This is a genomic window from Bordetella sputigena (assembly GCF_965137885.1).
In the GTDB taxonomy this organism is placed as follows: Bacteria; Pseudomonadota; Gammaproteobacteria; order Burkholderiales; family Burkholderiaceae_B; genus Bordetella_C; species Bordetella_C sputigena.
Map to the genome: position 1 here is coordinate 224,028 of NZ_CBCSCA010000009.1, position 23,471 is coordinate 247,498.

Annotated in this window: 16 protein-coding genes; 7 read left to right on the forward strand and 9 right to left on the reverse strand. The window is 68.5% G+C overall.

Annotation, left to right across the window (positions count from 1 at the left end; genetic code table 11):
- Positions 1-147: 147 nt before the first annotated feature.
- The 3 genes from ACNA0R_RS18545 to ACNA0R_RS18555 all read right to left on the reverse strand — a co-directional run bounded on the left by ACNA0R_RS18545 (position 148) and on the right by ACNA0R_RS18555 (position 3,488).
- Positions 148-1,536: a tripartite tricarboxylate transporter permease gene (locus ACNA0R_RS18545; protein ID WP_415827512.1), complete on the reverse strand. Its 1,389-nt coding sequence runs from the start codon at positions 1,534-1,536 to the stop codon at positions 148-150.
- Positions 1,533-2,027, reverse strand: a complete 495-nt coding sequence (locus ACNA0R_RS18550) for a hypothetical protein (RefSeq protein ID WP_415827514.1) — start codon at positions 2,025-2,027, stop codon at positions 1,533-1,535. The genes ACNA0R_RS18545 and ACNA0R_RS18550 overlap by 4 nt, the downstream gene beginning before the upstream one ends.
- A gap of 165 nt (positions 2,028-2,192) precedes the next feature.
- Positions 2,193-3,488, reverse strand: a complete 1,296-nt coding sequence (locus tag ACNA0R_RS18555; protein ID WP_415827574.1) for a hydroxymethylglutaryl-CoA reductase, degradative — start codon at positions 3,486-3,488, stop codon at positions 2,193-2,195.
- A gap of 105 nt (positions 3,489-3,593) precedes the next feature.
- On the opposite strand from ACNA0R_RS18555, the gene ACNA0R_RS18560 reads away from it, so the two are divergent.
- Complete coding sequence (locus ACNA0R_RS18560; protein WP_415827515.1) at positions 3,594-5,063, forward strand: aminotransferase-like domain-containing protein; 1,470 nt, start codon at positions 3,594-3,596, stop codon at positions 5,061-5,063.
- 25 nt (positions 5,064-5,088) lie between these two features.
- Here ACNA0R_RS18560 and dbpA read toward each other — a convergent pair whose 3' ends face one another.
- Both dbpA and ACNA0R_RS18570 read right to left on the reverse strand, forming a co-directional pair.
- Positions 5,089-6,477, reverse strand: coding sequence for an ATP-dependent RNA helicase DbpA (gene dbpA, locus ACNA0R_RS18565; protein WP_415827516.1), 1,389 nt, complete (start codon positions 6,475-6,477; stop codon positions 5,089-5,091).
- 3 nt (positions 6,478-6,480) lie between these two features.
- Positions 6,481-8,394 carry a B12-binding domain-containing radical SAM protein gene (locus ACNA0R_RS18570; protein WP_415827517.1) on the reverse strand — a complete coding sequence of 638 codons (1,914 nt, stop codon included), beginning with the start codon at positions 8,392-8,394 and terminating at the stop codon, positions 6,481-6,483.
- Positions 8,395-8,531: 137 nt separating this feature from the next.
- On the opposite strand from ACNA0R_RS18570, the gene ACNA0R_RS18575 reads away from it, so the two are divergent.
- From ACNA0R_RS18575 to ACNA0R_RS18595, 5 genes are all read left to right on the forward strand, one after another.
- Positions 8,532-9,269, forward strand: a complete 738-nt coding sequence (locus ACNA0R_RS18575) for a response regulator (RefSeq protein WP_415827518.1) — start codon at positions 8,532-8,534, stop codon at positions 9,267-9,269.
- Positions 9,266-11,122, forward strand: a complete 1,857-nt coding sequence (locus ACNA0R_RS18580; RefSeq protein WP_415827519.1) for a sensor histidine kinase — start codon at positions 9,266-9,268, stop codon at positions 11,120-11,122. Before ACNA0R_RS18575 ends, ACNA0R_RS18580 begins: the two co-directional genes overlap by 4 nt.
- Before the next feature lie 71 nt (positions 11,123-11,193).
- Positions 11,194-11,627 (forward strand): ESPR domain-containing protein (locus ACNA0R_RS18585; protein ID WP_415827520.1); only part of this gene is annotated, 434 nt, incomplete at its 3' end.
- 82 nt (positions 11,628-11,709) lie between these two features.
- Positions 11,710-16,977: an autotransporter domain-containing protein gene (locus ACNA0R_RS18590; protein ID WP_415827521.1), complete on the forward strand. Its 5,268-nt coding sequence runs from the start codon at positions 11,710-11,712 to the stop codon at positions 16,975-16,977.
- A gap of 118 nt (positions 16,978-17,095) precedes the next feature.
- Entirely contained in the window at positions 17,096-17,848 is a 753-nt protein-coding gene (locus ACNA0R_RS18595) for a TerC family protein (protein ID WP_415827522.1), read from the forward strand.
- On the opposite strand, the gene ACNA0R_RS18600 is transcribed toward ACNA0R_RS18595, so the two are convergent.
- A complete protein-coding gene (locus tag ACNA0R_RS18600; RefSeq protein WP_415827523.1) occupies positions 17,845-18,597 on the reverse strand; it encodes a class I SAM-dependent methyltransferase in 753 nt (250 codons plus the stop codon). The two genes, ACNA0R_RS18595 and ACNA0R_RS18600, sit on opposite strands and share 4 nt — an antisense overlap.
- A 181-nt stretch (positions 18,598-18,778) precedes the next feature.
- Here ACNA0R_RS18600 and ACNA0R_RS18605 point away from each other — a divergent pair, with 181 nt between their 5' ends.
- Positions 18,779-19,753, forward strand: a complete 975-nt coding sequence (locus tag ACNA0R_RS18605; RefSeq protein WP_415827524.1) for a Bug family tripartite tricarboxylate transporter substrate binding protein — start codon at positions 18,779-18,781, stop codon at positions 19,751-19,753.
- 115 nt (positions 19,754-19,868) lie between these two features.
- Here ACNA0R_RS18605 and ACNA0R_RS18610 read toward each other — a convergent pair whose 3' ends face one another.
- The 3 genes from ACNA0R_RS18610 to ACNA0R_RS18620 are packed head-to-tail and all read right to left on the reverse strand — an operon-like array spanning position 19,869 to position 22,998.
- Positions 19,869-21,137, reverse strand: a complete 1,269-nt coding sequence (locus ACNA0R_RS18610; RefSeq protein ID WP_415827525.1) for an Hsp70 family protein — start codon at positions 21,135-21,137, stop codon at positions 19,869-19,871.
- Positions 21,138-21,176: 39 nt separating this feature from the next.
- Positions 21,177-22,397 carry an MFS transporter gene (locus ACNA0R_RS18615; protein ID WP_415827526.1) on the reverse strand — a complete coding sequence of 407 codons (1,221 nt, stop codon included), beginning with the start codon at positions 22,395-22,397 and terminating at the stop codon, positions 21,177-21,179.
- Between the two features lie 46 nt (positions 22,398-22,443).
- Entirely contained in the window at positions 22,444-22,998 is a 555-nt protein-coding gene (locus ACNA0R_RS18620; RefSeq protein WP_415827527.1) for a hypothetical protein, read from the reverse strand.
- Between the last annotated feature and the right edge of the window lie 473 nt (positions 22,999-23,471).

Here is a 23,471-nt window from a genome sequence, read left to right on the forward strand (position 1 = left end):
CCACCACGGGCATTCCGCGGCTGCGCGCGTTTCCGCGGGCGTATCTTTGTGCTGGCGGTTTGCTGTTCGTGGCCTATGAGCTGTGCCTGGCGCTTTCGCCGGGCTATGCCGCGAGCGGCCGCCCCGAGCGCGTGAATCGACCGTGCGCTAGGTAATCAGCTTGACCAGCGCCGGCACCGTCAGCACCGCCGTGTAGTAGCCCATGAACTGCACGCCCGTATTGAACGCGAAGAATCGCGACAGCAGGCCGCCCAGCAGCCCCATGGTCAGGATCACCAGCAGGCCCAGCAGCTGTCCTTCCCACACGCTGATCACCACGATCAGGCCGACGAAGGTGGCGATGATGGCTTCGTGGCTGACCTTGCGGGATACGAACAACGCGGCGCGGCGGGCGTAGTTCATGGCGAAGGGATAGGAAACCAGGGAGGCGATGACCACGGCCAGCATGCCGTAGCCCAGGAACTCCCAGTGGTTCAGCAGATTGTGCAGGTTGTGCGTCTGCCCGGTCGCGCTGTCCACCGTGAACCGCGGCGGCGCGTTGAACAGCGGCGCGGCGGGGCCGGCCGCCACCGGGCTCAAGGGCAGCCCGAAGGCGATCAGCGGGATCAACGCCTCGGCGATGTAGGTGGCTTCCGTGACCCCGTTGCGCGCGCTCAATACCGTCGTCAGCCGGTGATAGGCGTGGCGGATGCGGGAACCCACCATCTCGCCCATCACCACCGTCATCGCGACGGGACTGAAGACGAAGGTCGCGCTGGAAATGGCCGCGGTGGCCAGCGTCCAGCGCGCCTGCGTGCGGTCCAGCACCTTGAGCGGGTTGGGGAAATAGCCCGACCAGCCCTTTACGTCCGGCGCCAGCGTAAGCGTGTGGACCTTGTCGCGGGCCATCCGCTTGCGGCCCTGCGGCGACATGACGGCGAACAGATCCGCGATCAGCGGGCCGATGGCGATGCCCAGGAAATAGCTCACGCTCAGTTTGACGCCGTAGCGGGCGGTCAGGCTCTGCAGCGCGACAATGACCACGACGAAGGGAACCAGCAACGCCACCGCGGCCCATCGGCCCGCGGAGAAATACGCGATCAGTACGGCGGCCGCCAGGAAGATCCAGGGCGCCGAACGCGTGATTGCCGGTCCGAACGGCGCCAGCAGGACGGCGAACAGCACGGCCAGCGGCACCGCCACGAAGGCGGCGATGATGGCGCCGGAAATCATCTTGCGCAGGGCGATATGCGGCACGCCCAGCTTGCGCAGCATATTCGCATCCTGCAGCAAGGGCGTCGCCAGCGTATCGCCGGGAATGCCCAGTAGCGCCGTCGGTACGGCGTGCGTCATGTGCTTGGCGACCGCGCCCGCCAGGAAGAAGGTGAACACGCCGGCCGGCGGCACGCCCAGCAAGGCGACGAGTAGGGTCAGCGGCGCGATGGTGGTCGTTTCGTCGGTGCCCGAGATCAGCCCGATGGCGGCGAAGACGATCGCGCCGATCAGGCCCATGGCGGCCGCGGCCAGGATCTGGTTCAACAATATGGGATCGCTCATGCCAGCGCCTCCTTGGTCTGGGGCAGGCGCGCGTCGCGCGCATGGGACTGTCCGTCGAACAGCTCCTGCAGGCCCAGCTCGCGCAGTTCCTGCAGCGCGGCCGGCGGCAGGTCGGCCAGCGTACCCAGGCCGCCGGGCTCATTGGCCAGCTCGGCCAGCACTTCCGCGCGCCACGCCGGGTCGGCCAGCGAGGTGTCCTCGATGACCTCGCGCTTGGGCGGGAACAGGCGCGCGCAGACCACGCCGGCGATCACGCTGCCGGCCAGGCCCGCCAGCATGGCGTAGGCATGCGCAAGTTCCGCGGACGATGCCATGCCGCGCAGCCAGCGGCCGGCCGCGACGAAGGCGGCGACGCTGACGACGATGCCGATGGCGATGGACCATGCCAGGTGGCGCAGGTCGACGGTGTCGCTCCAGACCTCCGCCAGCTGCCATGCGGGCTCGCGGTCCGGTACGGCGCGCTGGCCGTATGGGGTGGAATCGATACTCATGGTTGGTCTCCTCCTTCTTTTGTCGCGGCCGGTCATGGGTAGCCATGACCGGTCGCCTTCTTTTGCGGGGGGCGCGGTCCGCGCGGACGTTCCGGCGGTCCGGTCGCCGGCCGCCCGCCCGGCGCCGTATCCAAGGCGCCCGGACGGCGCCGCCCGCGCCTGCCCTTACGTCGGTTGCTGCCCGCGCAGCGCTTTCAGCAAAGCGAGGGCGCGATCCGTGCGCACATCTTTTTCTTCGGCCATCCGGCGTGCGATGGTATCCACTTCCTGGCCGCTCGCGCCCGCCGTCAGCGCGATATTGCGGGCATGCAGCGCCATGTGGCCGCGCTGTATGCCTTCGGTGGCCAGGGCGCGCAGGGCGCCCAGGTTCTGCGCCAGGCCGACGGCGACCGCGATTTCCGCCAATTCCTGCGCCGAGCGTACCGCCAATATCTTCAGGGCGATCCGCGCCAGCGGATGGGTCTTGGTGGCGCCGCCCACCAGTCCCAGGGCCATGGGCATTTCGATGGAGCCGACCAGCGCGCCGGAAGCATCCTTTTCCCAGGCGGTCAGCGAGGTATAGCGTCCCGTCCGCGCGGCATAGGCGTGCGCGCCGGCTTCAATCGCGCGCCAGTCGTTGCCGGTGGCGACGACGACGGGATCGATGCCGTTCATGATGCCTTTGTTGTGGGTGGCGGCCCGATAAGGATCGACCGCGGCGAAGGCCCAGGCGTCGAGAATGCCTTCGATGATTTCCTCGCCGCTGCGTTCCCTGGTGGCGAGCGCCGCGGGCGTCAGGCGCACCCGGGCGCGCGCCAGGCGCAGGTCCGCCAGATTGGACAGGATACGCAGCCGCACCGAACCGCCGGTGATTTCCTCCACCAGCGGGGCCACGGCTTCGGCCATGGTGTTGACCGTGTTGGCGCCCATCGCGTCGCGCACATCGACGATCAGATGCACGACCGCCATGGGGCCGCGCGGCGTGTCCGGGAAGATATGGATTTCGATATCGCGGCAGCCGCCGCCCAGCTCGATCAGCACCTTGTCGCGGCTGTTGGCCAGCGCCAGGATGCGCTCCTTTTCACGCAGCAGCGCCAGGCGCGCGCCCTGCGGATCGGTCAGGCCCAGGATCTGTATCTGCGCGCGCATCACGGGCGCGGTGCTGGAGGTCTCGAAGCCGCCGCATTCGCGGGCCAGCTTGGCCATGTAGGATGCCGCGGCGACGACCGAAGGTTCCTCGACCGCCATGGGCACCAGCACGTCGCGGCCGTTCACCTGGAAATTGGCGGCGACGCCCATCGGCAGCTCGAAAGTGCCGATGACGTTCTCGATCATGCCGTCGGCGCGATCCAGCGCCAGCGCGCCCGGCCGGGCCAGCGCCTGCTTTTCTTCGTCGCTGAGGCCGACGGCGCCGACGATGGCCTGCAGCCGTTCGGAGGGAGACAGGGCGCGGAAATTGGAAAGGCGCGAATCGACCACGATGGAAATGCTCCGTTTGGGAATCAACGGGTCGATGCTAGGTAAACTGTACCGCCGTTGACAGGTACAGTTTGGGCAAACAGTACCATCGCACTGCACCAATTTTGAATGGATGCGCCTGGAATCGTGGCCACGGACGACAGCAGCAAAGGGCAGGTACGTCGCGCGCCGCGCGAAGCGCGCGAGCCGCGCGGCGGACGCGGCGCCCCGATCGCCGAGGGTCTGGCCCGGTTGATCGGGCAGCAGATCGCCGATGGCGTCTACCGCGCCGGCGACAAGCTGCCTTCGCTGCGCGAAGTCGCGCAGTTGCACCGCTACGCCAAGAACACCGTCGTCGTCGCCTTCGAGATACTGGTGGCACAGGGGCTGGTCGAACCGCGGCGCGGCTCCGGCTTCTACGTGGCGGACCGCCACTACGTGCGCAAGCCGGCGGAAGAAGAATCAGGCCAGCTGAGCCGCGCCATGGACATCGTCTGGCTGATGCGCGAGCAGCTCAAGACCCAGCCGGACGCGGTGGCCGTCGGCGACGGCTTCCCGCCCGTGGAATGGCTGGCCGATATGCGCATGGACCGCTATCACCAGAAGGTGGTGCGCACCGGCCTGGGCAGCCTGTTCCGTTATGGCAGCCGCTTCGGCTACGCGCCGTTGCGCGAAAGCCTGGTGCGCAAGCTGGGCGACATCGGCGTGCATGCTTCGCCGTCGCAGCTGGTGCTGACCCATGGCGCCAACGAGGCCATGGATGTCGTCATCCGTTATTTCGTGCCGCCCGGAGCCGCCGTGCTGGTCGACGATCCCGGCTATTACCCGCTGTTCGGCAAGCTGAAGCTGGCGGGCGCCCGCATGCTGGGCGTGCCGCGCCTGCCCGACGGGCCGGACGTCGCGGTGCTGGAGCGCCTGTTGGCGCGCGAAAAGCCCAGGCTGTTTTTCACGCAGTCGCTGGCGCACAATCCCACCGGCTCGGACATCTCGGCAGCCAAGGCCTATCGCGTGCTGCAGTTGTGCCAGGCGCATGGCGTGATGGTCGTGGAAAACGACCCGCTGGCGGACTTCAAGCCGACCTCGGCCGTGCGCCTGGCGGCGCTGGACCAGTTGGCGGGCACCATCTACATCGGCAGCTTTTCCAAGTCGTTCTCGGCGGCGCTGCGGGTCGGGTTCATCGCCTGCAATACGGCGCTGGCCAGTGATCTGGCCGACCTGAAGGCGCTGGTGCATGTCAGCAGCTCGGAGTACTGCGAGCGCATGGTCGACGTCATGCTGCGCGAGGGCCACTACGAACGCCACCTGTTCCGCCTGCGCCGCCGGCTGGAGGCGGCAACCGCGCAAGCGCTGCAGGTGCTTGACGAACTGGGCGCCGAGGTCTTCGCGCGACCGGCGAGTTCGCTTTATCTCTGGTCGGCCTTTCCCGGCATCGACGATACGGTGGCGCTGGCGCGCGAACTGATGCCGGAGAAAATCCTGCTCGCGCCGGGACGGGTGTTCAGCGTCGACGCGGAGCAGGTGTCGCGATGGTCACGGTGCAATGTCGGCGCGCTGGTGGATGAGCGCTTTCGCATCGCAATGCGCGCGCGGCCGCGATGACGGCCCTTTGCGGGGGCCGGACCGGTCAGAACTCTTCCAGGAAGCGCATGCGGAACCTGCGGCCCTTGATATTGCTGCCGGAGAGCCGCGCGTAGGCCTGCTTGGCGATCTGCCGGTTCAAGGCCACATAGGCATTGAACTCGGTAATGTTGATCTTGCCGACCTGCTCGAAATCCAGGCCGCCATCGCCGGTCAGGGCGCCCACCAGGTCCCCCGGGCGCAGCTTGTCTTTCTTGCCGCCCTGTATGCACAAGGTGACCATGGGCGCGCGCAAGGGGCGGTCTGATTTGGGCCGCAGCGCTTTCAGGTCGCCCCATTTCAGCGGAGTCCCCTGGTATTCCTCTATGAGATTGGCCCAGCGCATTTCCTCCGGCGAACACAGGCTGAGCGCCAGCCCTTTCTGTTCCCCGCGGCCGCCGCGGCCGATGCGGTGGACGTGGACTTCGGTGTCCTTGGTCACGTCCACATTGATGACCGCGCCCAGGCTCTGGATATCCAATCCGCGGGCGGCCACGTCGGTGGCCACCAGCACGGCGCAGCTCTGGTTGGCGAACTGGATCAGGATTTCATCGCGCTCGCGCTGCTCCAGGTCGCCGTTGAGCGCCTGCGCACTGATGCCGGCCGCCTGCAGGCGCTCCACCAGGTCGTGGCTGCGGATCTTGGTATTGCAGAATGCCAGCGTGGACGCGGGGCGGAAGTGGGCCAGCAGAGAGACTACGGCGTCCAGGCGTTCCCCTTCGTCCACCTCGTAGAAAATCTGTTCGATGCGGCTGGCGTCATGCTGCGTCTCCACCTTGATTTCGGCGGGATTGCGCAGGAAGCGGGCGCTGAGCTTGCGGATATTGTCGGGGTAGGTGGCGGAAAAGAGCAGGGTCTGGCGCTTGGCCGGGCAATGCGCGGCGATGGCGACGATGTCGTCGTGGAAGCCCATGTCGACCATGCGGTCCGCTTCGTCGAGCACCAGCGTCTGAAGGGCGGACAGGTCCAGGCTTCCGCGCTCCAGGTGGTCCTTGATGCGGCCGGGCGTGCCCACGACCAGATGCGTGCCACGGGCCAGCGATTCCGCCTGGGGGCGGGCGGCGGCGCCGCCGCATAGCGTCAATACTTTCACATTGGGGATCAGCCTGGCCAGCCGGCGCAGTTCCTGGGCCACCTGGTCGGCCAGCTCGCGGGTGGGGCATACGACCAGCGCTTGCGGGACCAGGCGGGCGGTGTCCAGTTTCTGCAGCAGGCCCAGGCCGAATGCCGCGGTCTTGCCGCTGCCGGTCTTGGCCTGGGCGATCAGGTCGCGGCCTTCCAGAATGATGGGCAGGCTTTGCGCCTGGATGGGCGTCATCCGCGCGAAACCCAGGCTTTGCAGGTTGTCCAGCAGGGTGGGCTGCAGGGGCAGCGTCGAGAATGCAATGTCGTTCACGGATTATCCCCGTTGGCTCAAGGCCCGTTCGATGCGATTGCGCGCCACGGTCGTGCGTGGCACTTTGAAGGGGAACCAGCTGCGCACGTCCTCGTCCAGGCCGATGCCGTGCATGTAGTTGTAGATCGCCTTTTTCAAGCCTTTGCCCAACCTGTCGTGGTCCACGCCCGTCGGATCATGGAAGCCGATGTCGTTCTTGGCGAAGGACACCGGCGGCAGAGCTTGCAAGGTTACGCCGTATTCCTCGGGATGCTTGCCGACCGGCGAATGCACCGTGCACGCAAAGCGATGGAAGAATCCGCTCTGGATGCAACCGTTCTCGAACAGTTGGCGCACATATTCCAGCGCATCGACCGTATCCTGCACGGTCTGGGTGGGAAAGCCGTACATCAGGTAGGCATGCACGAGGATGCCCGCATCGGTGAACGCGCGCGTTACCCGCGCCACCTGGTCGATGGAAACGCCTTTCTTCATCAGCTTCAGCAGGCGGTCGGACGCGACTTCCAAACCGCCCGATACGGCGATGCAGCCGCTGTCGGCCAGCAGTTCGCACAGCTCCGGCGTGAAGGTCTTTTCGAAGCGGATGTTGCCCCACCACGAAATCCCGGTGTTGCGCGCGATCAATTCGGTCGCGAGGGCCTTCAGCGACTTCGGGGGCGCCGCTTCATCGACGAAGTGGAAGCCGGTCTGCGAGGTCTCGCGCACGATGGATTCGATGCGATCCGCCAGCACCGTGGCGGATGCCCCTTCGTAACGGTCGATGTAGTCCAGGCTGATGTCGCAGAAGCTGCATTTCTTCCAATAGCAGCCGTGCGCGACCGTCAGCTTGTTCCAGCGCCCGTCGCTCCACAGGCGGTGCATGGGGTTGAGCATGTCCAGCAGCGACAGATAGCGGTCCAGCGGCAGCCCGTCCCAGGTCGGCGTGCCGACTTCCGCGAACGCCACATCGGGCTCCACCATGTTCACGTAGCGTACGGCGCCCGTATCGGCGTCGCGCAGGAAGGTGCGCACCAGGCGTTGTCGTGAACGCTTGCCTTGCACGTGGTCCAGCAAGGCCAGCAAAGGACGTTCGCCGGCATCCAGCGTGACATAGTCGAAATAGTCGAACACGCGCGGGTCCTTCAACTCGCGTAGTTCGGTGTTGACGAAGCCGCCGCCCAGCACGGTCACGATGCCGGGATCCCGGGCCTTGATCGTCTGCGCGATGCGGAAGGCCGCATAGACCGCGCCGGGGAAGGGCACCGACAGCAGCACCATCGTAGGCGCATGGCGCGCCAGCGCTTCCAGCGTCAGGTCGCGCAGCGTGTCGTCCACCAGATTCGGCGAGGCCGCCAGCGCCTGGGCCAACGGATCGAAAGTGGGCTGGCTGCCGGCCAGCGATTCGGCGTAGCGCACGAACTCGAAGCGCTCGTCGACCGCATCGCGCACCACGTCGGCAAGGTCGTTCAGGTACAGCGTGGCCAGGTGCTTGGCGCGATCCTGCAGGCCCAGGGCGCCGAACGCCCAGCCCAGGGGATCGCCGCCTTCTTCATCGATGTAGACGTCCAGGGAGTTGAATCGCGGACCTTCCGGCAGATAGTTGCGGCCCACGATACGGTGGGCCAGCGTAGCGTCCCGGCCCTGCAGGAAGGCGATGACCGGGCCTATGGTGGCCAGGTAGCGCGGCTGTTGCGCGACGAAGGCCTGGACGGCCGCGCTATGGTCCTGCGCCGGCAGCGCCTCGATGCGCGCCGCAATGGCGCGCAGGCCGTCGGGCGACAGCAGCCGCAGGACGAGCGCCAGGGCCAGGTCTTCCTGGAACGATGGCACGTCACGTGACCGTAAAAAACCGGTCAGGTAGGCGGTGGAGGGATAAGGCGTATTCAACTGCGTCATCGGCGGGATGACGGACAGCACGCGCAAAGGCGGAGCGGACATGGGGCGCGGCAAAGGGACGGCGGGACGGCGGCCGGACGCGGGCGGACGGCAACGATAAGCAGGGATTATAGGCAGCCCGGCGCCCCGGCCGGTGAGCGGTTCCGTGTCGAGGTGCGCGAGCGATAAAATCCCGCGCCATGGCGTCCTCGCATCCTGATCGCCGGCGGGTCCGGGTTTTCGTCGTCGAAGACGATGCCCTGCTGCGCCCGGAATTCGAACGCATGATCGGCGCGCATCCGGAGCTGGCGCTGGCCGGCAGCGTGTCCACCCTGGCGGAGGCCCGGCGCCAATTGGCGTCCGCGTCCTGCGACATAGCCATCGTCGATCTGGGATTGCCCGACGGCGATGGCTGCGACCTGATCGCGATGCTGCGCGAGACCGCGCCGGACATCGCCGTGCTGGTCAGCACGGTATTCGGTGACGAGGCGCACGTGGTGCGCGCCATCGAGGCGGGCGCGCGGGGCTATCTGCTCAAGGACACGACGCTGGACGACTTCGCGCGTTCACTGCTCGCGGTACACGCGGGCGGCGCGCCCTTGTCGCCGCAAATCGCGCGCTACCTGCTGAAGCGTTTCGCGCCCGACCCAGGCCGCCGTCAAGCCGCCGCTACCGGCGGGGCCGCGATCGGGCCGACGGATCCGGGCCGGCGGGCCGCGGCGCCGGCGGCCGCCCTGGGCGCCGAATCGCTGACGCCGCGCGAGACGGATATCCTGCGGCATATCGCACTGGGATATTCGACGGCCGAGACGGCGACGCGCCTGGGCCTGTCGGGGCACACCGTTTCGACGCATATCAAAAGCATCTACGGCAAACTCATGGTGCGCAATCGCGTCGAAGTCGTGAATGCCGCGCGTCGAAAGGGATTCATCCCTTGAGCAAGCGCTGGGTAGCCGCCATCCTGCTTTGCTGCTGCGCCGTGTCCGGCTGGGCCGCGGGTGCGGCAAGCCCCGCCGTGGCGGATGGCGCGGCGACCGCCGCCAGCGCGGCCGCGAACGGTACGCCGGCCGCGTCCATGGAGGCGGCCGGCAATGACCCGGTGCTGCGGCTGGACCGCGCATGGTTCCAGGCCGGCGATTCAGCCGCTCCGCCAGCCGCGGGCGGCATCGAGCTCGCATTGCCGGATAACTGGCGCCGCACTCATCCCGGGTTGGACGGCTATGCCTGGTATGTCGCGCCGTTCAGGCTTGCGGCGCCCCCGGTCCGGCCGCTGATCCTCTATGTGCCCCATGTTTCGCTGGCCGCGGAATTCTGGCTGAACGGGTCGCTGCTGAATCCCGGCGTGCGTTTCGACACGCCGCGGGCCATGGGTTCCGCCATGAGCGATGCGCCCGTGCGGCTGGTGTTGCCTTCCGGCCTGTTCCGCGCGGGCGAGAATATCCTTGCCGTCCGGCTGCAAGGCAGCACTCATATCCGCAGCGGAATCTCCGCGATCACCATCGCGCCGCCCGGGTATGTGGATGGGAGCTGGCGGCTGCGCTATGTGCTTCAGGTCGGTGTGCCGTACGGCGTGCTGGTGGTGATGGGCGCGGCGCTGTGCTTTCTGGTGGCCCACGTCCGCCGGCAGCGGCGTACGCACGTCATCCAGTTCGGCATGCTGGCGGGAGTGCTGGCCGCGGCCTCGTATCTGGCATTGGACCTGCCGGTGAGCCGGGGCACGCAGGAGATCACGCGCATCGTGATCACGACCGTCATGTACTGGGTGCTGTGCGTGGTGGGCTACCGGATGTCGGAGTTCCGGTTGCGCGGTTTCCTGCCGGCATGGCACGCGCTCGGCGCGCTGACGCTGCTGGCCGTGCTGGCGGCGGGCGCCGCCGGCATGGCCGACGATCGCCTCTGGCTGTGGACCTGGCCGCACGTGCTGGCGCGGCTGGTCGTGATCGGCCTGCTGCTGTGGCGCGCGTGGCGCTTGCGGTCGCCCAAATACGCCGCGCTGGCGCTGTCCGCGCTCATCTGGTGGGTGACTATCGTGCAGTCATACCTGATCCTCATGGACTGGCTGCATTGGGACAGCTTCCGCTGGAGCATCGCGGGAGCGGTGCCGTTCTGCGTGGTGCTGCTGTTCGTCTTCGCCGAACGTTTCATCCTGGACCGGGAGGAAGCCGCCGTCGCCCAGCAGGCCGCAATCGCGACGGAACGCGAGCGCATCCTGCAGGACATGCATGACGGCATGGGATCGAACCTGGTGGCGGCCTTGCACATCGCGCGTCGTCCCGATGCCGATCGCGTGGAACTGGTGCGCTCGTTGGAAGACACCCTGCAGGACCTGCGGCTGATCATCGATTCGCTCGATGCCCAGGACGCCGACCTGCAGCCGCTGCTGGCGAACCTGCGCTTTCGCCTGGAGCCGCGGCTGCGCGCCATGGGCGTGCGGCTGGAGTGGGACGTGCAGCCGCTGCCCAAGCTGCCTGGCATGGGGCCGGATGCCGCGCTATCCGTGCTGCGGGTAATCCAGGAAGCGGTGAACAATGCCGTCCGGCACGCCGCGCCGCGGACGATACGGATCGCCGCGCAGTTGGAACAAGCGGCGGTGACATTGTCCGTAAGCGACGATGGAAGCGGCCTGCATGGGGATGGCGGCCCGGACGGGGTCGCCATCCCCGGCGGCGCGCACGGCATGCGCGGCATGCGGGCACGGGCGGAGAAGCTCGGCGGCGCCCTGGTCGTGGAGAGCGGCGCGGCCGGCACCAGCGTGCGCCTGCGTCTGCCGATGGAAGGCGCGCCTACCTGAAACTGGGGATGTGCGGCAGGCGGCTCTTCCCTAGAATCGCCGCGTTTTCCACTGGCCGGCCCGATCCCTACATGAACCGCATCTATCGCCTTATCTGGAACGCCGCGCAAGGCAAGTGGCAGGTCGCGCCCGAGACCGCGCGCGGCGGCCGGTCCGGTTCTCCCGCGGCGGTCCGCCGGGCCGGGCGGCTCGGTGCGGCAGCCATGGCCGGCGTGCTGGCCGCGATGCTGGCCGGCACGCCGGCGCATGGGCAGGCGGCGCCGATCCTGGGGGTCGACGGTGGCGACGGCGGCGCGGGCGGCGATGTCACCAGCGCGGGCGCGGGCAGCAGCCGTACCACCGGGGACAGCGCTAACGACGGCGGAGTGGCCGATCCTTCGGGCCAAACTGCTGGCCAGCAGGGGCAGGGCGCGGCCGGCAGCGGCGGGCTGGGCGGCAATGGCGTCATGACCGGGGGAGACGGCGGCGGCGGCGGCGGATTGCAGGATCATGGCGTCGGCGGCGGNGGCGGGGCAGGCAGCGCCGCCACCACGGCCCCGATGGGCACGATGGGCGGCGGCGGTGGCGGCGGTGGCGGCCTGGCTTTCATGTTGCAGCAAGGCGCCTTCCCGAACGACACCTACACCGTTTCCAGCGATGTGGTCGGCGGCAAGGGCGGGCAGGGTGCCAGCACGGCGGACGGCGACGGCGGCGCCGGCGGCGGGGGTGGCGGCGGAGCCGGCATCCTGATGAGCGGCACGGGCCTGACCCTGACAGTCCCCGGCGGATACACGATCGGCGGCGGCGCGGGCGGAGCCGGTGGCGACGCGGCGGCGTTCACGTCGTTCGGGATTGCCGGTTCGGGCGGCGGGGGCGGCGCCGGCGTGCTGGCGACCGCCAACAGCCGTGTGTTGAATGCGGGCACCATACTCGGCGGTAATGGGGGAGCGGCCGGCGGCGGCGGGCTGAGCGTGAGCGGTGGCCGGCCCGCCGGGCCGGCGGGCGACAGCGGCGGAACGGGCGGCGGCAACGGCGGCGGAACGGCGTCCAGCGGAACCTTCGGGACCTATCCTTTGCCTGGCGGCGGCGGAGCCGGCGTGGTGCTGCCCAGCGGCGCGACGCTGGGCAACAGCGGCACCGTCATCGGGGGCGATGCGGGCTCGGTCGGCCAGTCGCCGATACCCGGCGCGGCCGCGGGCGGGCCTGGGGTCATCGGCATGGGCAATACCGTGGTGGAGAACGCCGGCGTCATCATCGGCGGGCAAGGCTCGCCGCAGGCTGGCCGGGCCAACGCCATCGACTTCCTGAACTCGGGCAACCTGTTGATCCTGGACGCCGGCTCGCGGATCACGGGCAACGTGGTCAGCCACCTGGGCGTGGATGCCCTGCGCCTGGGCGGCGATACCACCGACGCCAGCACCGTCTTCGATGTGTCGCAACTGGGGGCGGTGGGCAGCGGCGCGCAGTACCAGGGTTTTATCAACTATTCCAAGACCGGCGCCAGCACGTGGACCTTGACCGGCGTGGCGACCAAGGCCACGCCGTGGACGATCGCCGGCGGCACGCTGGCCGTTTCACAGGAAGCCAGCCTGGGCACTCCCGCCAGCACGCTGACCTTGTCCGGGGGCACTTTGCGCTGGAACGCGGCCTTCGGCATGGCGGCCTCGCGCCAGGTGTCGGTGACGGGTGACAGCACGCTGGACACCAACGGTTTTGCCGCCACGATCAATGCGCCGGTCAGCGGAAGCGCCAAGCTGACGAAGGCCGGGGGCGGCACGCTGACGCTGGCTGGCGATATGGCATTCACCGGCGCCCTGGACGTCCAGGGCGGTACCCTGCGCTTGGGCATCGGCGACGCGGCCGTTACACCGTCGCCCTCTGCCATCAACCTGGACGGCCAACTCGTCGTCGATTATGCGGGGAACGCGACTTTTCCCGGCGACATCAGCGGCACCGGGCCCTTGATCAAGCAGGGGGCCGGGCGGCTTACGCTCGGCGGCCTCAGCCCGCTGGGCGGCATCGAAGTCAATCAGGGCACACTGGAGGTCGCCTCCGCCAGCCAGCTGCGCGTCCAATCGGTCATGCTCGGGGGCGGCACGCTCGCGGTGGGCCAGGGCGCCTTCAACCAGATGTTGGCTTTCAGCGGGGGCACTACCGGTACTGTCCACATCGCCGGTCCCGACCCCTTCGCCCACAACGGTTCGCTGTTGATGGGCCCGGGCGCCACTGCGCGCTTCACGGCGGACACGGCGACGGAACTGCTGGAGTCGCCCACCACGATGGGCGTGGTCGCCACGTCGGCCATCGAAATCGGGCAAGGCGTGACGCTGCGCGGCAACAGCGTTTTCGATACCGGCCTCGCGACGCTCGGCACGCTGTCCATCGACGGCGGCGGCGCCCTGATAAGCCAGACACCCAGCGGGCTCACGGTCAACAACCTGCAGGGCGGCGGGACGCTGCAAGGCTATGCGCTGAGCGTGGCGCAAGGGGACTTCAGCGGCGCGCTGGACGTTTCCAGCCTGAGCAAGACCGGTCCGGGCCGTTTGGTCCTGTCCGACGCCTACGTGGTGAACAGCAGCGGTATCGACATCGCCGGCGGCACGCTGGTCGCGAACTCGAATCTGGGCGCCGCCAATCCCGTAACGGTGCGCAATGGCGCCACCCTCGCCGGCAACGGGACGGTCGGGACCACGGTGATCGCGGACGGCGGCACGCTGGCGCCGGGCGACCAGGGCGGCACGCTGGGCGTGCAGGGCGACCTGGCCTTATCGGCGCAATCGCGGCTGGCGTATGCGCTGGGCAGCGGCGGCACGTCGGCCAATCCCGCCGGGGGAGCGAGCAGCCGCGTCGCGGTCCTGCGCAATTTGACGCTGGACGGCGTCCTTGACCTGTCGCCCAGCACCGTGCCCGCCGATGGCACGGCGGCCGCGGGGTACTACCGCCTGTTCACCTATGGCGGGGTGCTGGACGACCTGGGCCTGCAGGTGGATGCGAGCGCCATGCCGTCGTCGATCGCGGCGTACGAGGTGCTGGCGGGCAATGGCCATGTCGATCTCGCCATCGGGTCGCCGGGTTCCGACATGCTGCAGCAGTGGCAGGGCGGCAGCGGCAACTGGGATGGCGCGTCGCTGTCCTGGGCCAATGAGAATGGCGACGTGCCCGCGGCCTGGGCCGGCAAGGTCGCGGTGTTCAAGGACGGCGGCAGCCAGGGCGGGACGATCGCGGTACAGGGCGCGCAGTCCTTCCAGGGCCTGCAATTCGTCGACAACGGCTATACCTTGAGCGGTCCGGGCACGCTGCAGGTCGACGGCTCGGCCAATGCCGACGGCAACGCGGAAATTCGCGTACTGGCGGACCGGGCGACCATCGCCGCCGCCATCGCCGGGGCCGGTGGCATTACGAAAACCGAGGCCGGCACGCTGGTGCTGTCCGGCGCCAATACCTATGCCGGCGGCACGGTGCTGGCCGGCGGCACCGTGCAAGTGGCGGGCGACGGCAATCTGGGCGCGCTGTCCGGCGCGCTTACCTTCAATGGCGGCACGCTGCATACCACGACGGCTTTCGCGACGGCGCGTCCAGTCAACCTGCGGGCGGGCGGCGGGGTCTTTCAGACCGACGGCGATCTGGCGCTGGCCGGCACGGTACAGGGACCCGGCGGACTGACCAAGACCGGTCCGGGCACGCTGACCCTGGTTGCCTCGAATGCCTATCAGGGCGGTACGGCGATCGATGGCGGCGTCGTGGCGGTGTCGGCCGACGACAAGCTGGGCGCGGCGACGGGCGGCCTGAGTTTCGATGGCGGCACGCTGCGCTGGGACGCACCCTTTGATCTGGCCGGCTCGCGCGCCATCACCCTGAATGCAGGCGGCGGTACGCTCGACACGCACGGCAGCGACACCACCATCGTCCAGGCCATGAGCGGAAACGGCGGCCTGACCAAGACCGGCGCGGGCACGCTGGTGCTGCTGGGCGAGAACAGCTACGCGGGCGGCACGGTCATCGCCGGCGGCACGGTGCAGGTGGGCGCGGGCGGCCAGGCCGGCAGCATTCGTGGCGACGTCCTGGACGAGGGCGCTCTGGTTTTCATGCGGAGCGACGACCTGGCCTACGGCGGCGTACTATCGGGCGGCGGCGCCTTGCGCCAGGCCGGCGCGGGCAACCTGACACTGGCGGGCGACAGCGCGGGCTTCGCCGGGCTGACGTCCGTATCGGCAGGGACCCTGACGGTGGACGGCAGCCTGGGCGGTACGCTGTCGGTCGCCAGCGGCGCGGTGCTGGCCGGAACCGGTACCGTGGGCACGACCGTAGTCGCGGGGGGCGGGACATTGGCGCCCGGCAATGCCACGACGCCCAAGGGCACGTTGACGGTCAACGGCGATCTGGCCTTTCTGCCGGGAAGTACTTACCGCGTCCAGGCCGGCCCGGCGGCGGGTACGGCGGGCGGCACGGCCGCCAGCACCTTCGTGCACGTGACCGGGGCGGCGCAACTGGCCGGGTCGGTGGTGCACGTGGGACCCGACGGCAGCTATGCCGCGTCCAGCACATACCGGATCCTGACCGCGGACGGCGGCGTGCACGGCGCCTTCGACGCGGTGTCCAGCAATTTCGCTTTCCTGGAGCCGGCCCTGGCATATGACGCCAATGACGTTGACCTGACGATCCGCCTCAAGCAGGTCGCGGGCCAGCCCGGTGGAGGCGATGACGGCGGTTCCGGCGGCGGAACGCGGCCCATCCGTTTCGATGACGCGGCCGCCACGGGCAACCAGCGCGCCGTCGCCAGGGCCTTGCAAAGCCTGCCGGCAAGCAGTGCGCTGTACTCGCGCGTATTGAACTTGCCCGCCGGCGCGCCCGCCGCCGTTTTCGACTCGCTCTCGGGAGAGGCGCATGCCAGCGCGATGTCGACGCTGATCGGGGTGGCCGGCAATGTCGCCAATATGCCCATGACGCGGCTGCGCGCCAACCTGGACGCCGGCCGGATGCCGGGGCCCGCCATCGCGCAGTTGGGCATGGGCGACGCGTCCGCGCTGCCTTCGTCGGCGGCGCAACCGATGTGGGCGCAGGTATTCGGCAATTGGGGCAGGCTGGCGGGCGGGAACGATGCCGGCAAGGTAAGCCAATCCGACGGCGGACTGTTCGTCGGCGGCGATCACGCCGTGGGCGGCGGCTGGCGGATGGGGGGGGCGCTGGGCTATACGCACAGCCACAGCAGCGTGGAAGGCCTGGACTCGACCGCGGACGCCGACAGCTACAGCGCCGTGGTCTATGGCGGCAAGGCATTCGACGCGGGGCCTGGACGTGTTCATCTGAGCGCGGGCGCCGCCTATAGCTGGCATCGGTTGAGTACCCAGCGCGACGTCGATGCCGCCGGCGTGGGCGAAACGCTGAAAGCCCACTATGGCGCGAGCACCGCCCAGGTTTTCGGCGAGCTCGGTTATGCGCTGCCGCTGGGCGCGAAGGCGGCGCTCGAACCGTATGTGGGTGTCGACTACAGCGACCTGCGCACGCGCGCATTTTCGGAGTCGGGCGGCGACGCCGCCCTGAACGGGGACGCGGCGCGCAACCAGCTCGCCTCCAGTACGCTGGGCGTGCATGCGCGGACCGAGGTCGAGCTCGGCCGTACCCAGGCGCGGTTGCGGGCGACGGTGGGATGGCGGCATACCTATGGGGACGTCGATCCGCGTACCACGCTGGCCTTCGACGGCAGCCAGTCGTTCACTGTCACGGGCGCGCCCGTGGCGCGGGACGCCGCTGTGCTGGAAGCCGGCGCCGACCTTGCCATGGGCCGGCGTACCACCTTGGCGCTGACCTATGCCGGCCAGTTCGGCGGCGGCAACCGGCAGAATGCAGGGATGGCCGAAGTGCGGTGGCGGTTCTAGCGCCGTGCTGTCCGCGGCCAGGCAATTGCCGTACAGCGCGTCGAGCCATTCCCCGCGTCCGTATGCCCGTATGATGGTCGCGACGGCGCGCGGGCGCCGGACCAGCGGGAGAGCGCGTATGGACTATGTGTTATCGCTGACCCAGGATCCTGCCGCCTGGATCGCCCTGGCGACACTGATTGCGATGGAAGTCGTACTCGGCATCGACAACCTGATCTTTATATCGATACTGACGAACAAGCTGCCGGCGTCGCAGCAGGCGCGCGGCCGGCGCATCGGCATCGGGCTGGCGCTGATCCTGCGCCTGGGTCTGCTTGGCACGGTGGCCTTCATCGTGCAGCTTACCCAGCCCTTGTTCGAGATCTTCGGGCGCGGCATTTCCTGGCGCGACCTCATCCTGATCGCGGGCGGCCTGTTCCTGGTGTGGAAAGCCACCAAGGAAATCCATCACCACGTCGACCCGGACCCGGGCGGCGACATGTTCGAGGGCAAGGCGGCCACGATAGGCTTTGCGGCGGCCATCGGCCAGATTCTGCTGCTGGATCTGGTGTTCTCCATCGACAGCATCATCACCGCGGTGGGGATGACCGAGCACATCCCCATCATGTTCATCGCCGTCATCGTCGCGGTGCTGGTCATGCTGCTGGCCGCCGATCCGCTGGCGCGCTTCATCCAGCGCAATCCCACCGTCGTGATGCTGGCCCTGGGTTTCCTGCTGATGATAGGCATGACGCTGATCGCCGAGGGTTTCGGCGCCCATGTGCCCAAGGGCTACATCTACGCGGCCATGGCATTCTCGGCGCTGATCGAAGGCTTGAACCTGATGGCACGCCGGGCGAAAGCGCGGCGTGGCGCGAAGACGACGGGCTAGGGCTTGCGGAACTTGAGCACGAATTGATCGGTGTGGCCGCGCACCGCGGGCGCGAACACCGGCGCGTCATGCGGGTCTTGTGGATTGCGCAGCACGCTGCTTTCGGCCTCCAGCCGGAAGCCCGCGGCCAGGGCTTGCTGCTTGACGGTTTCCGGGTCGATGCGGTGCAGGGTGTGCGCGCTCGTATCGCTGCTGCCCGCGTTGGCGACGTGGTCGACCACGATGAAGGTGCCGCCGGGCTTCAGGGCCCGGTACACCGCGGCGTCGAGCTGCGCGGCGGCCGCGGGGCCGGCGAAGCCGTAGACGTCGTGGTAGTTGTCGGAAGTCCAGGCGACGTCCAGCGGTTCGGGAAAGGATAGCGCCGCCAAAGGCTGGCTGCTGACGCTGACGTTGGTGTATGCGGCCGTCGGGATGGCTTGCGCCGTGGCTAGCGACTTGGGCGCTATCTTCAGGAACTCCTGTGGCACGACGGCATAGACGTGGCCGGCGGGGCCGACGGTCTTGCTGAAGATGCGCGTGAAGTAGCCGCCGCCCGGGATCAGGTCCGCGACGCGATCCCCCGGCTTGATGCCGGCGAAAGCCATCAAGTCCGCCGGCTTGCGCGCGGCGTCGCGCTCCACGTCCGAGGCGGGACGATCAGCGGACGCCAGCGCGGCGCTGATCGCGGTATTCGTTTGCTGGCGAGGCGGCTGGGCACAGGACGCCAGCGCGAAGCCGGCGGCGGCGAGCAGTACAACGGCGGGTTTCACGGTTCAGGCTCCAATCAGTGGCCGACATGCGCCGGCGTCCGGTAGACCTTAATGCCTGGAGTCGATTGCCGCAACCGCGGCGGCGCGCTTCAGTGGCGCGATGTGATGGCTAGCGGCTAAGCTAGGCCGTGGCCAAAGCGGGACCGTCGGGCCACGCTTATTCCAATAAGGAGACTAGACGATGAGGTTCACTCTGTTGGTGGCTGCTTGCGCGATCGCGACGACCATGGCTGGTGGGGTTTCCGCGGCCGAGTACCCGGAAAGACCCGTCACGCTGATCGTGCCGTACCCCGCGGGTGGGACGACCGACATCGCCGCGCGCACGGTGGCGCAGGCGATGGCGCCTTTCCTCGGCCAGCCGCTGATCGTGGACAACCGTGCCGGCGCGGGCGGAAACATCGGCATGGGCCTGGTCAAGCGTGCGCAGCCGGATGGCTACACGATAGGGATGGGCACCATAGGCACGCAGGCCATCAACGAATTCATCTACAAGGATATGCCCTACGATCCGGCCAAGGACTTCACGCCGCTGGCGCTGGTGTTCACCACCCCCAATGTGATCGTCGTGCGCGCGGATTCCCAGCTGAAGTCGATGAAGGACCTGGTCGCGTACGCCAAGGGCAGCAAGGGCAAGCCAATGACGTACGGCTCGCCGGGCGTGGGCTCGTCGGTGCACCTGACGGGCGCTTACCTGGAACACATCGCCGGCATAGAGATGCTGCACGTGCCGTTCCGCGGCGTCGCCGCGTCGATGCCGGCGCTGATCGGCGGACAGATCGACGTGCTGCTGGATAACCTGCCCAGCACGCTGGGCCAGCTGAAGGATGGCACGCGGGTGCGCGCCCTGGCCGTCACCAGCGCCGAACGATCGCCGTCGCTGCCCGACGTGCCGACGGTGTCGGAGAGCGGGATCGGCAAGATGGACGTAACGGCATGGTTTGCCCTGTACGCGCCGGCCGGCATTCCAGGGGCCGTGCGGGACAAGCTCATCACCGCCGCCATGCAGGCGCTGCAGACCGATGCGGTGAAGGAGCAGTTCCGCTCCGTGGGCGCGGTCCCGGGGCAGCTGACAGGCAGGGAGCTGGCGAAGTTCGAGGACCAGGAGCGCCATCGCTGGGGCGAACTGGTCAAGGCGCGCGACATTAGCGCGAACTAGTCGGCGCCAAGCCCTCGCGTGGCGCGACCCGGCGCCATGCGAGGGGCTTGAGTCGCCGATGTACGTCGGCAACCGCGCCGCCACGCGCGCTTCGTTACTTCAATACTTCACTACTTCAATAGCCGAACTTGCGGGCGGCATCCAGCGCCAGGCCGGCCCCGATGCTGCCGAACAGGTCGCCTTCCACGCTGCGCGCGTCGGGCAACAGCGCCGCGATGCGTTCGCGCAGGCAGGAAACCCGGCTGGAGCCGCCGGTAAAGAACACCGTATCGATCGCCGCACGGTCCACCGTGGCGTCCCGCAGCAGGGCCGCCACGGTGCTTTCGATGCGGGAGATCAGCGGCGCCGTCGCGTGATCCAGCTCCGGCCGCGTGATCGCCAGCGTGCGGCCCGGCGCGATGCGGTCCAGGCTGGCTTCCGTGCGCGGCGCGTCCGACAAGTCGATCTTGGCCTTTTCCACCTGCAGCGACAGCCAATGGCCGGCGCGCTCCTTGACGAGCTTGAGCAGCAGCTCGACCTTATCGCGCTCCGCGGCGTTGGCGCGGATGTAGGACAGCGTTTCCTGGGCCTTGTTGGTATAGGCGAAGTTGATGGTGTGCCATGACGCAAGATTGGAATATTGCGTGGACGGCACGTCCTTGCCGTTGCGCAGCTTGCTGCCCAGCCCCAGCAGCGGCATGAAGGCGGCCAGGTTCAAATGCCGGTCGAAGTCGCCGCCGCCGATATGCACGCCGCCGTGGGCCAGAATGTCCTGCTTGCGGTCCGGCTTGCCGGCGCGCTCGGGGCCCAGCCGGATCAGGGAGAAATCGGAAGTGCCGCCGCCGATGTCCACCACCAGCACCAATTCCTCGCGGCTGATCTGCGACTCGTAATCGAATGCCGCCGCAAGCGGCTCGTATTGGAAGGCGACGTGCTCGAAGCCGACCGCCGCGGCGATCTCGCCCAGGGTGTCCTGCGCGCTTCGATCGGCTGCTTCGTCGCCGTCGACGAAAAACGCCGGCCGGCCCATGACCACCGACGTGAAGCTGCGTTCCGCGGCCTGCTCGGCGCGTGTCTTCAGCTGGGCGATAAAGTGGGTCAGCAGCACACGGAAGGGAACGCCGCGCCCGCGGATTTCGGTATGGCCATCGATCAGCGAGCTGCCCAGCAGATTCTTCATGGCGCGCATCAGGCGCCCTTCGTAGCCGGCCAGATAGTCCTCCAGCGCGGCGCGGCCATAGCTGATCGTCGTGTCTTCCTCATGGAAGAAGATGGCCGAAGGTATGGTGGGCTGGCCGTCTTCGAGCGGCAGCAGCGGCGCGGCGCCAGGGCGCCGCCAGCCTACCGCGGAATTGGACGTGCCGAAGTCGATGCCGCAGGCGACGGCGGGTAGGGAAGTGTTCATGAAATGCGAGCGCCCCGCGGCGGCTGGGGCGGGGCGCGACTATGGTGTCAAAGCCGCATTGTACGGGCCGCGCCGCCCGTCGCAGGCGCTCCTGAGCGTCGTGCCGCACCACAGCCACAGCGCCAGCGAACCGATCGACACGCCGCCCAGGGCCAGGAATGCCGTGGCATAGCCGAAATGCTGCGCGACTACGCCGCCCAGCGCGGCGCTCAGGGCCGCCCCGATGGCCTGCACGGTCATCACCATCCCCTGGCCGGCGTTGATGCGGCCCGTGCCCTGCAGCAGGCGGACTACCAGCGCCGGAACCGCCACGCTTTGCAGGCCCGCGCCTATGCCATCCAGCGCCTGCACCGGCCACACCGCCCACGCGTCGATGAAGGACGCGGCGAGCAGCCCACGCAGCGGCAAGGCCAGGAAGGCGACGAGAATGACGCCCCAATAGCCGATACGCCGTATCAGCGGGTTCGCCACCAGGGCGGCGCCTACCATGACGAGCTGCGCGACCACGATGGTCTGTGCGGTGAACGCGCTGGGATCGCTCTGGTGCGCGGCGACCACCGCAAGGCCGAATAAAGGAAGCATGGCGGCGTTGCCGAGATGGAACAGCGCGAGCGCGACGGACAAGAGCAGCAGCGGCCGGTTCTTCACCAGCTCGCGGAATCCGCTGGCCTGGCCGGCATCCTGCGTCGGCGCCAGGCCCCGCGCGCTATCGTGGTCTATCGCATCGGCGCGGATGATCAGAGTGGAAATGACCGTCATCAGCCCGAATACGCCCGCGAGCGCGAACACGGCGCCAAAGCCGTAGCGCCAGCCCAGCAGGCCCGACAGCGCCGCGCCGACGACGTTGCCGGCATGGTTGGCTACCTGATTGCGGCCCAGTTGCCGATCGAAGCCTTGTACGCGCGCGATCCCCAGCGTCAGACCCGCCAGCGCGGGCCCTAGCGCCGCGCCGGCCATTCCGGTGAGAACCTGGGATGCGGCGACGGTCCAGTAGCCTTGCGACAGCCATGGGGCCAGCGAGCCCAGCGTCGCCAGCACGGACGCCGCGACGATGAGCGCGCGCTTGCGGCGTGTTGCGTCCACCAGGGCGCCGGCCGGCGAGGTCGCCATCATGCCCGCGATGCCTCCCAGCGTCAGCACGGCCCCGATGGCGTCCGGTCGCCAGCCTTGGGCTTGCAGGAAAACGCCCAGGAACGGACCGAGACCCGCCTGTACGTCGGCCATGAAGAAGTTCAGCGCTTCGAGCTTGTACTGGCGCATCCTGGGGTCCCTGGCGATCGGCGCCGGCCGGGCACGTTGCCTTGGTTCAACCGGGCACGTCGATGAGTTCGGCGATCGCCTCGACTTCCATCGTGCATCCGTAGCGGTTCCGGATGCCGTGGCCCCATGCCTGCACGTGCATGCCCGGCGTGAGATATGTCGCCAGGTACGCCGCGGTGTCGGGCGGCATGCGCAGCGAGGTGCCATCGGCCAGCAAGGCACCGCGCAACTCGCCCTTGGCGCCGAACAGGCGAAGCACGACCTTACCGCTGGCCTCCATTTTCTGGTGCTTGGCGTGCATCCGGGGGTGCGTATCGCGCCTGCCGCCGGGACCCTCGTCGCGTATGGTCGAGCCGCCTCGCGTCGAGAGCGCCACCGCCACGATCATGTCCGCGCCGCGCGGCTTGACGCCGCGTACGCGTATCTTGTCGCCGATCGCGATGTGCCGCGCGACCTGGCGCGACAGGTGCGGGGGAAAATGGACCTGTCGCCCGCGGCGGGTGCCGAGGATCAGACCATCCAGTTCGCCGTGCAGATTGAGAAGAAACCGGCTTACCGTTCCGCGCCATTCCGGCAGGTGGTCCGGATCGATCCAATGCATGGTGTGTGTCCTGTTTCGTTGCGAAAGAAAAAGCGATTAGGGAAGCGGCGCGGCGCGGTCATAAAGCCGGATCTGCTTGCCGGGTGCGCCGAATGCCGTCGCCTGCAGCGCCATGCCGTATTGATTGCGCACGCCGTAGCCTTGCGCGGAAACCTCCGCGCCCGTGCGCAGCAGATCGGCGAATCGCCGCGCATCCGGAGGCGCCAGTTTGATGACGGTGCCGTTGGCCAGGATCACGCCGTCCGGTTCGCCCCGCGGCGCGGTGGTGACGTACGCCACGATTCCCTGGGCGCTCAGCTGCGATAGCCTGGCGCTACGCGATACGGGCGGCACGCGCGGCGCGCCCGGCGGCGGACGATCGACCACCGCGCGGTCGGTTTTTGTATCGACGATGCGCTCGGCGCGCAGGTTTCCAGCCGCATCCGTCCTGCCGCTGATGCGCACGGGATCGCCGGGCTGGACCGTCGCGGTCA

What these genes read in the sequence shown, in the direction of transcription:
- ACNA0R_RS18570 (WP_415827517.1), bottom strand. Translation starts at nt 8,394, where the DNA reads ATGTCCGCTCCGCCTTTGCGCGTGCTGTCCGTCATCCCGCCGATGACG.
- ACNA0R_RS18545 (WP_415827512.1), bottom strand. Translation starts at nt 1,536, where the DNA reads ATGAGCGATCCCATATTGTTGAACCAGATCCTGGCCGCGGCCGCCATG.
- ACNA0R_RS18595 (WP_415827522.1), top strand. Translation starts at nt 17,096, where the DNA reads ATGGACTATGTGTTATCGCTGACCCAGGATCCTGCCGCCTGGATCGCC.
- ACNA0R_RS18615 (WP_415827526.1), bottom strand. Translation starts at nt 22,397, where the DNA reads ATGCGCCAGTACAAGCTCGAAGCGCTGAACTTCTTCATGGCCGACGTA.
- ACNA0R_RS18610 (WP_415827525.1), bottom strand. Translation starts at nt 21,137, where the DNA reads ATGAACACTTCCCTACCCGCCGTCGCCTGCGGCATCGACTTCGGCACG.
- ACNA0R_RS18575 (WP_415827518.1), top strand. Translation starts at nt 8,532, where the DNA reads ATGGCGTCCTCGCATCCTGATCGCCGGCGGGTCCGGGTTTTCGTCGTC.
- ACNA0R_RS18590 (WP_415827521.1), top strand. Translation starts at nt 11,710, where the DNA reads ATGTTGCAGCAAGGCGCCTTCCCGAACGACACCTACACCGTTTCCAGC.
- ACNA0R_RS18550 (WP_415827514.1), bottom strand. Translation starts at nt 2,027, where the DNA reads ATGAGTATCGATTCCACCCCATACGGCCAGCGCGCCGTACCGGACCGC.
- ACNA0R_RS18620 (WP_415827527.1), bottom strand. Translation starts at nt 22,998, where the DNA reads ATGCATTGGATCGATCCGGACCACCTGCCGGAATGGCGCGGAACGGTA.
- ACNA0R_RS18560 (WP_415827515.1), top strand. Translation starts at nt 3,594, where the DNA reads ATGGATGCGCCTGGAATCGTGGCCACGGACGACAGCAGCAAAGGGCAG.
- ACNA0R_RS18605 (WP_415827524.1), top strand. Translation starts at nt 18,779, where the DNA reads ATGAGGTTCACTCTGTTGGTGGCTGCTTGCGCGATCGCGACGACCATG.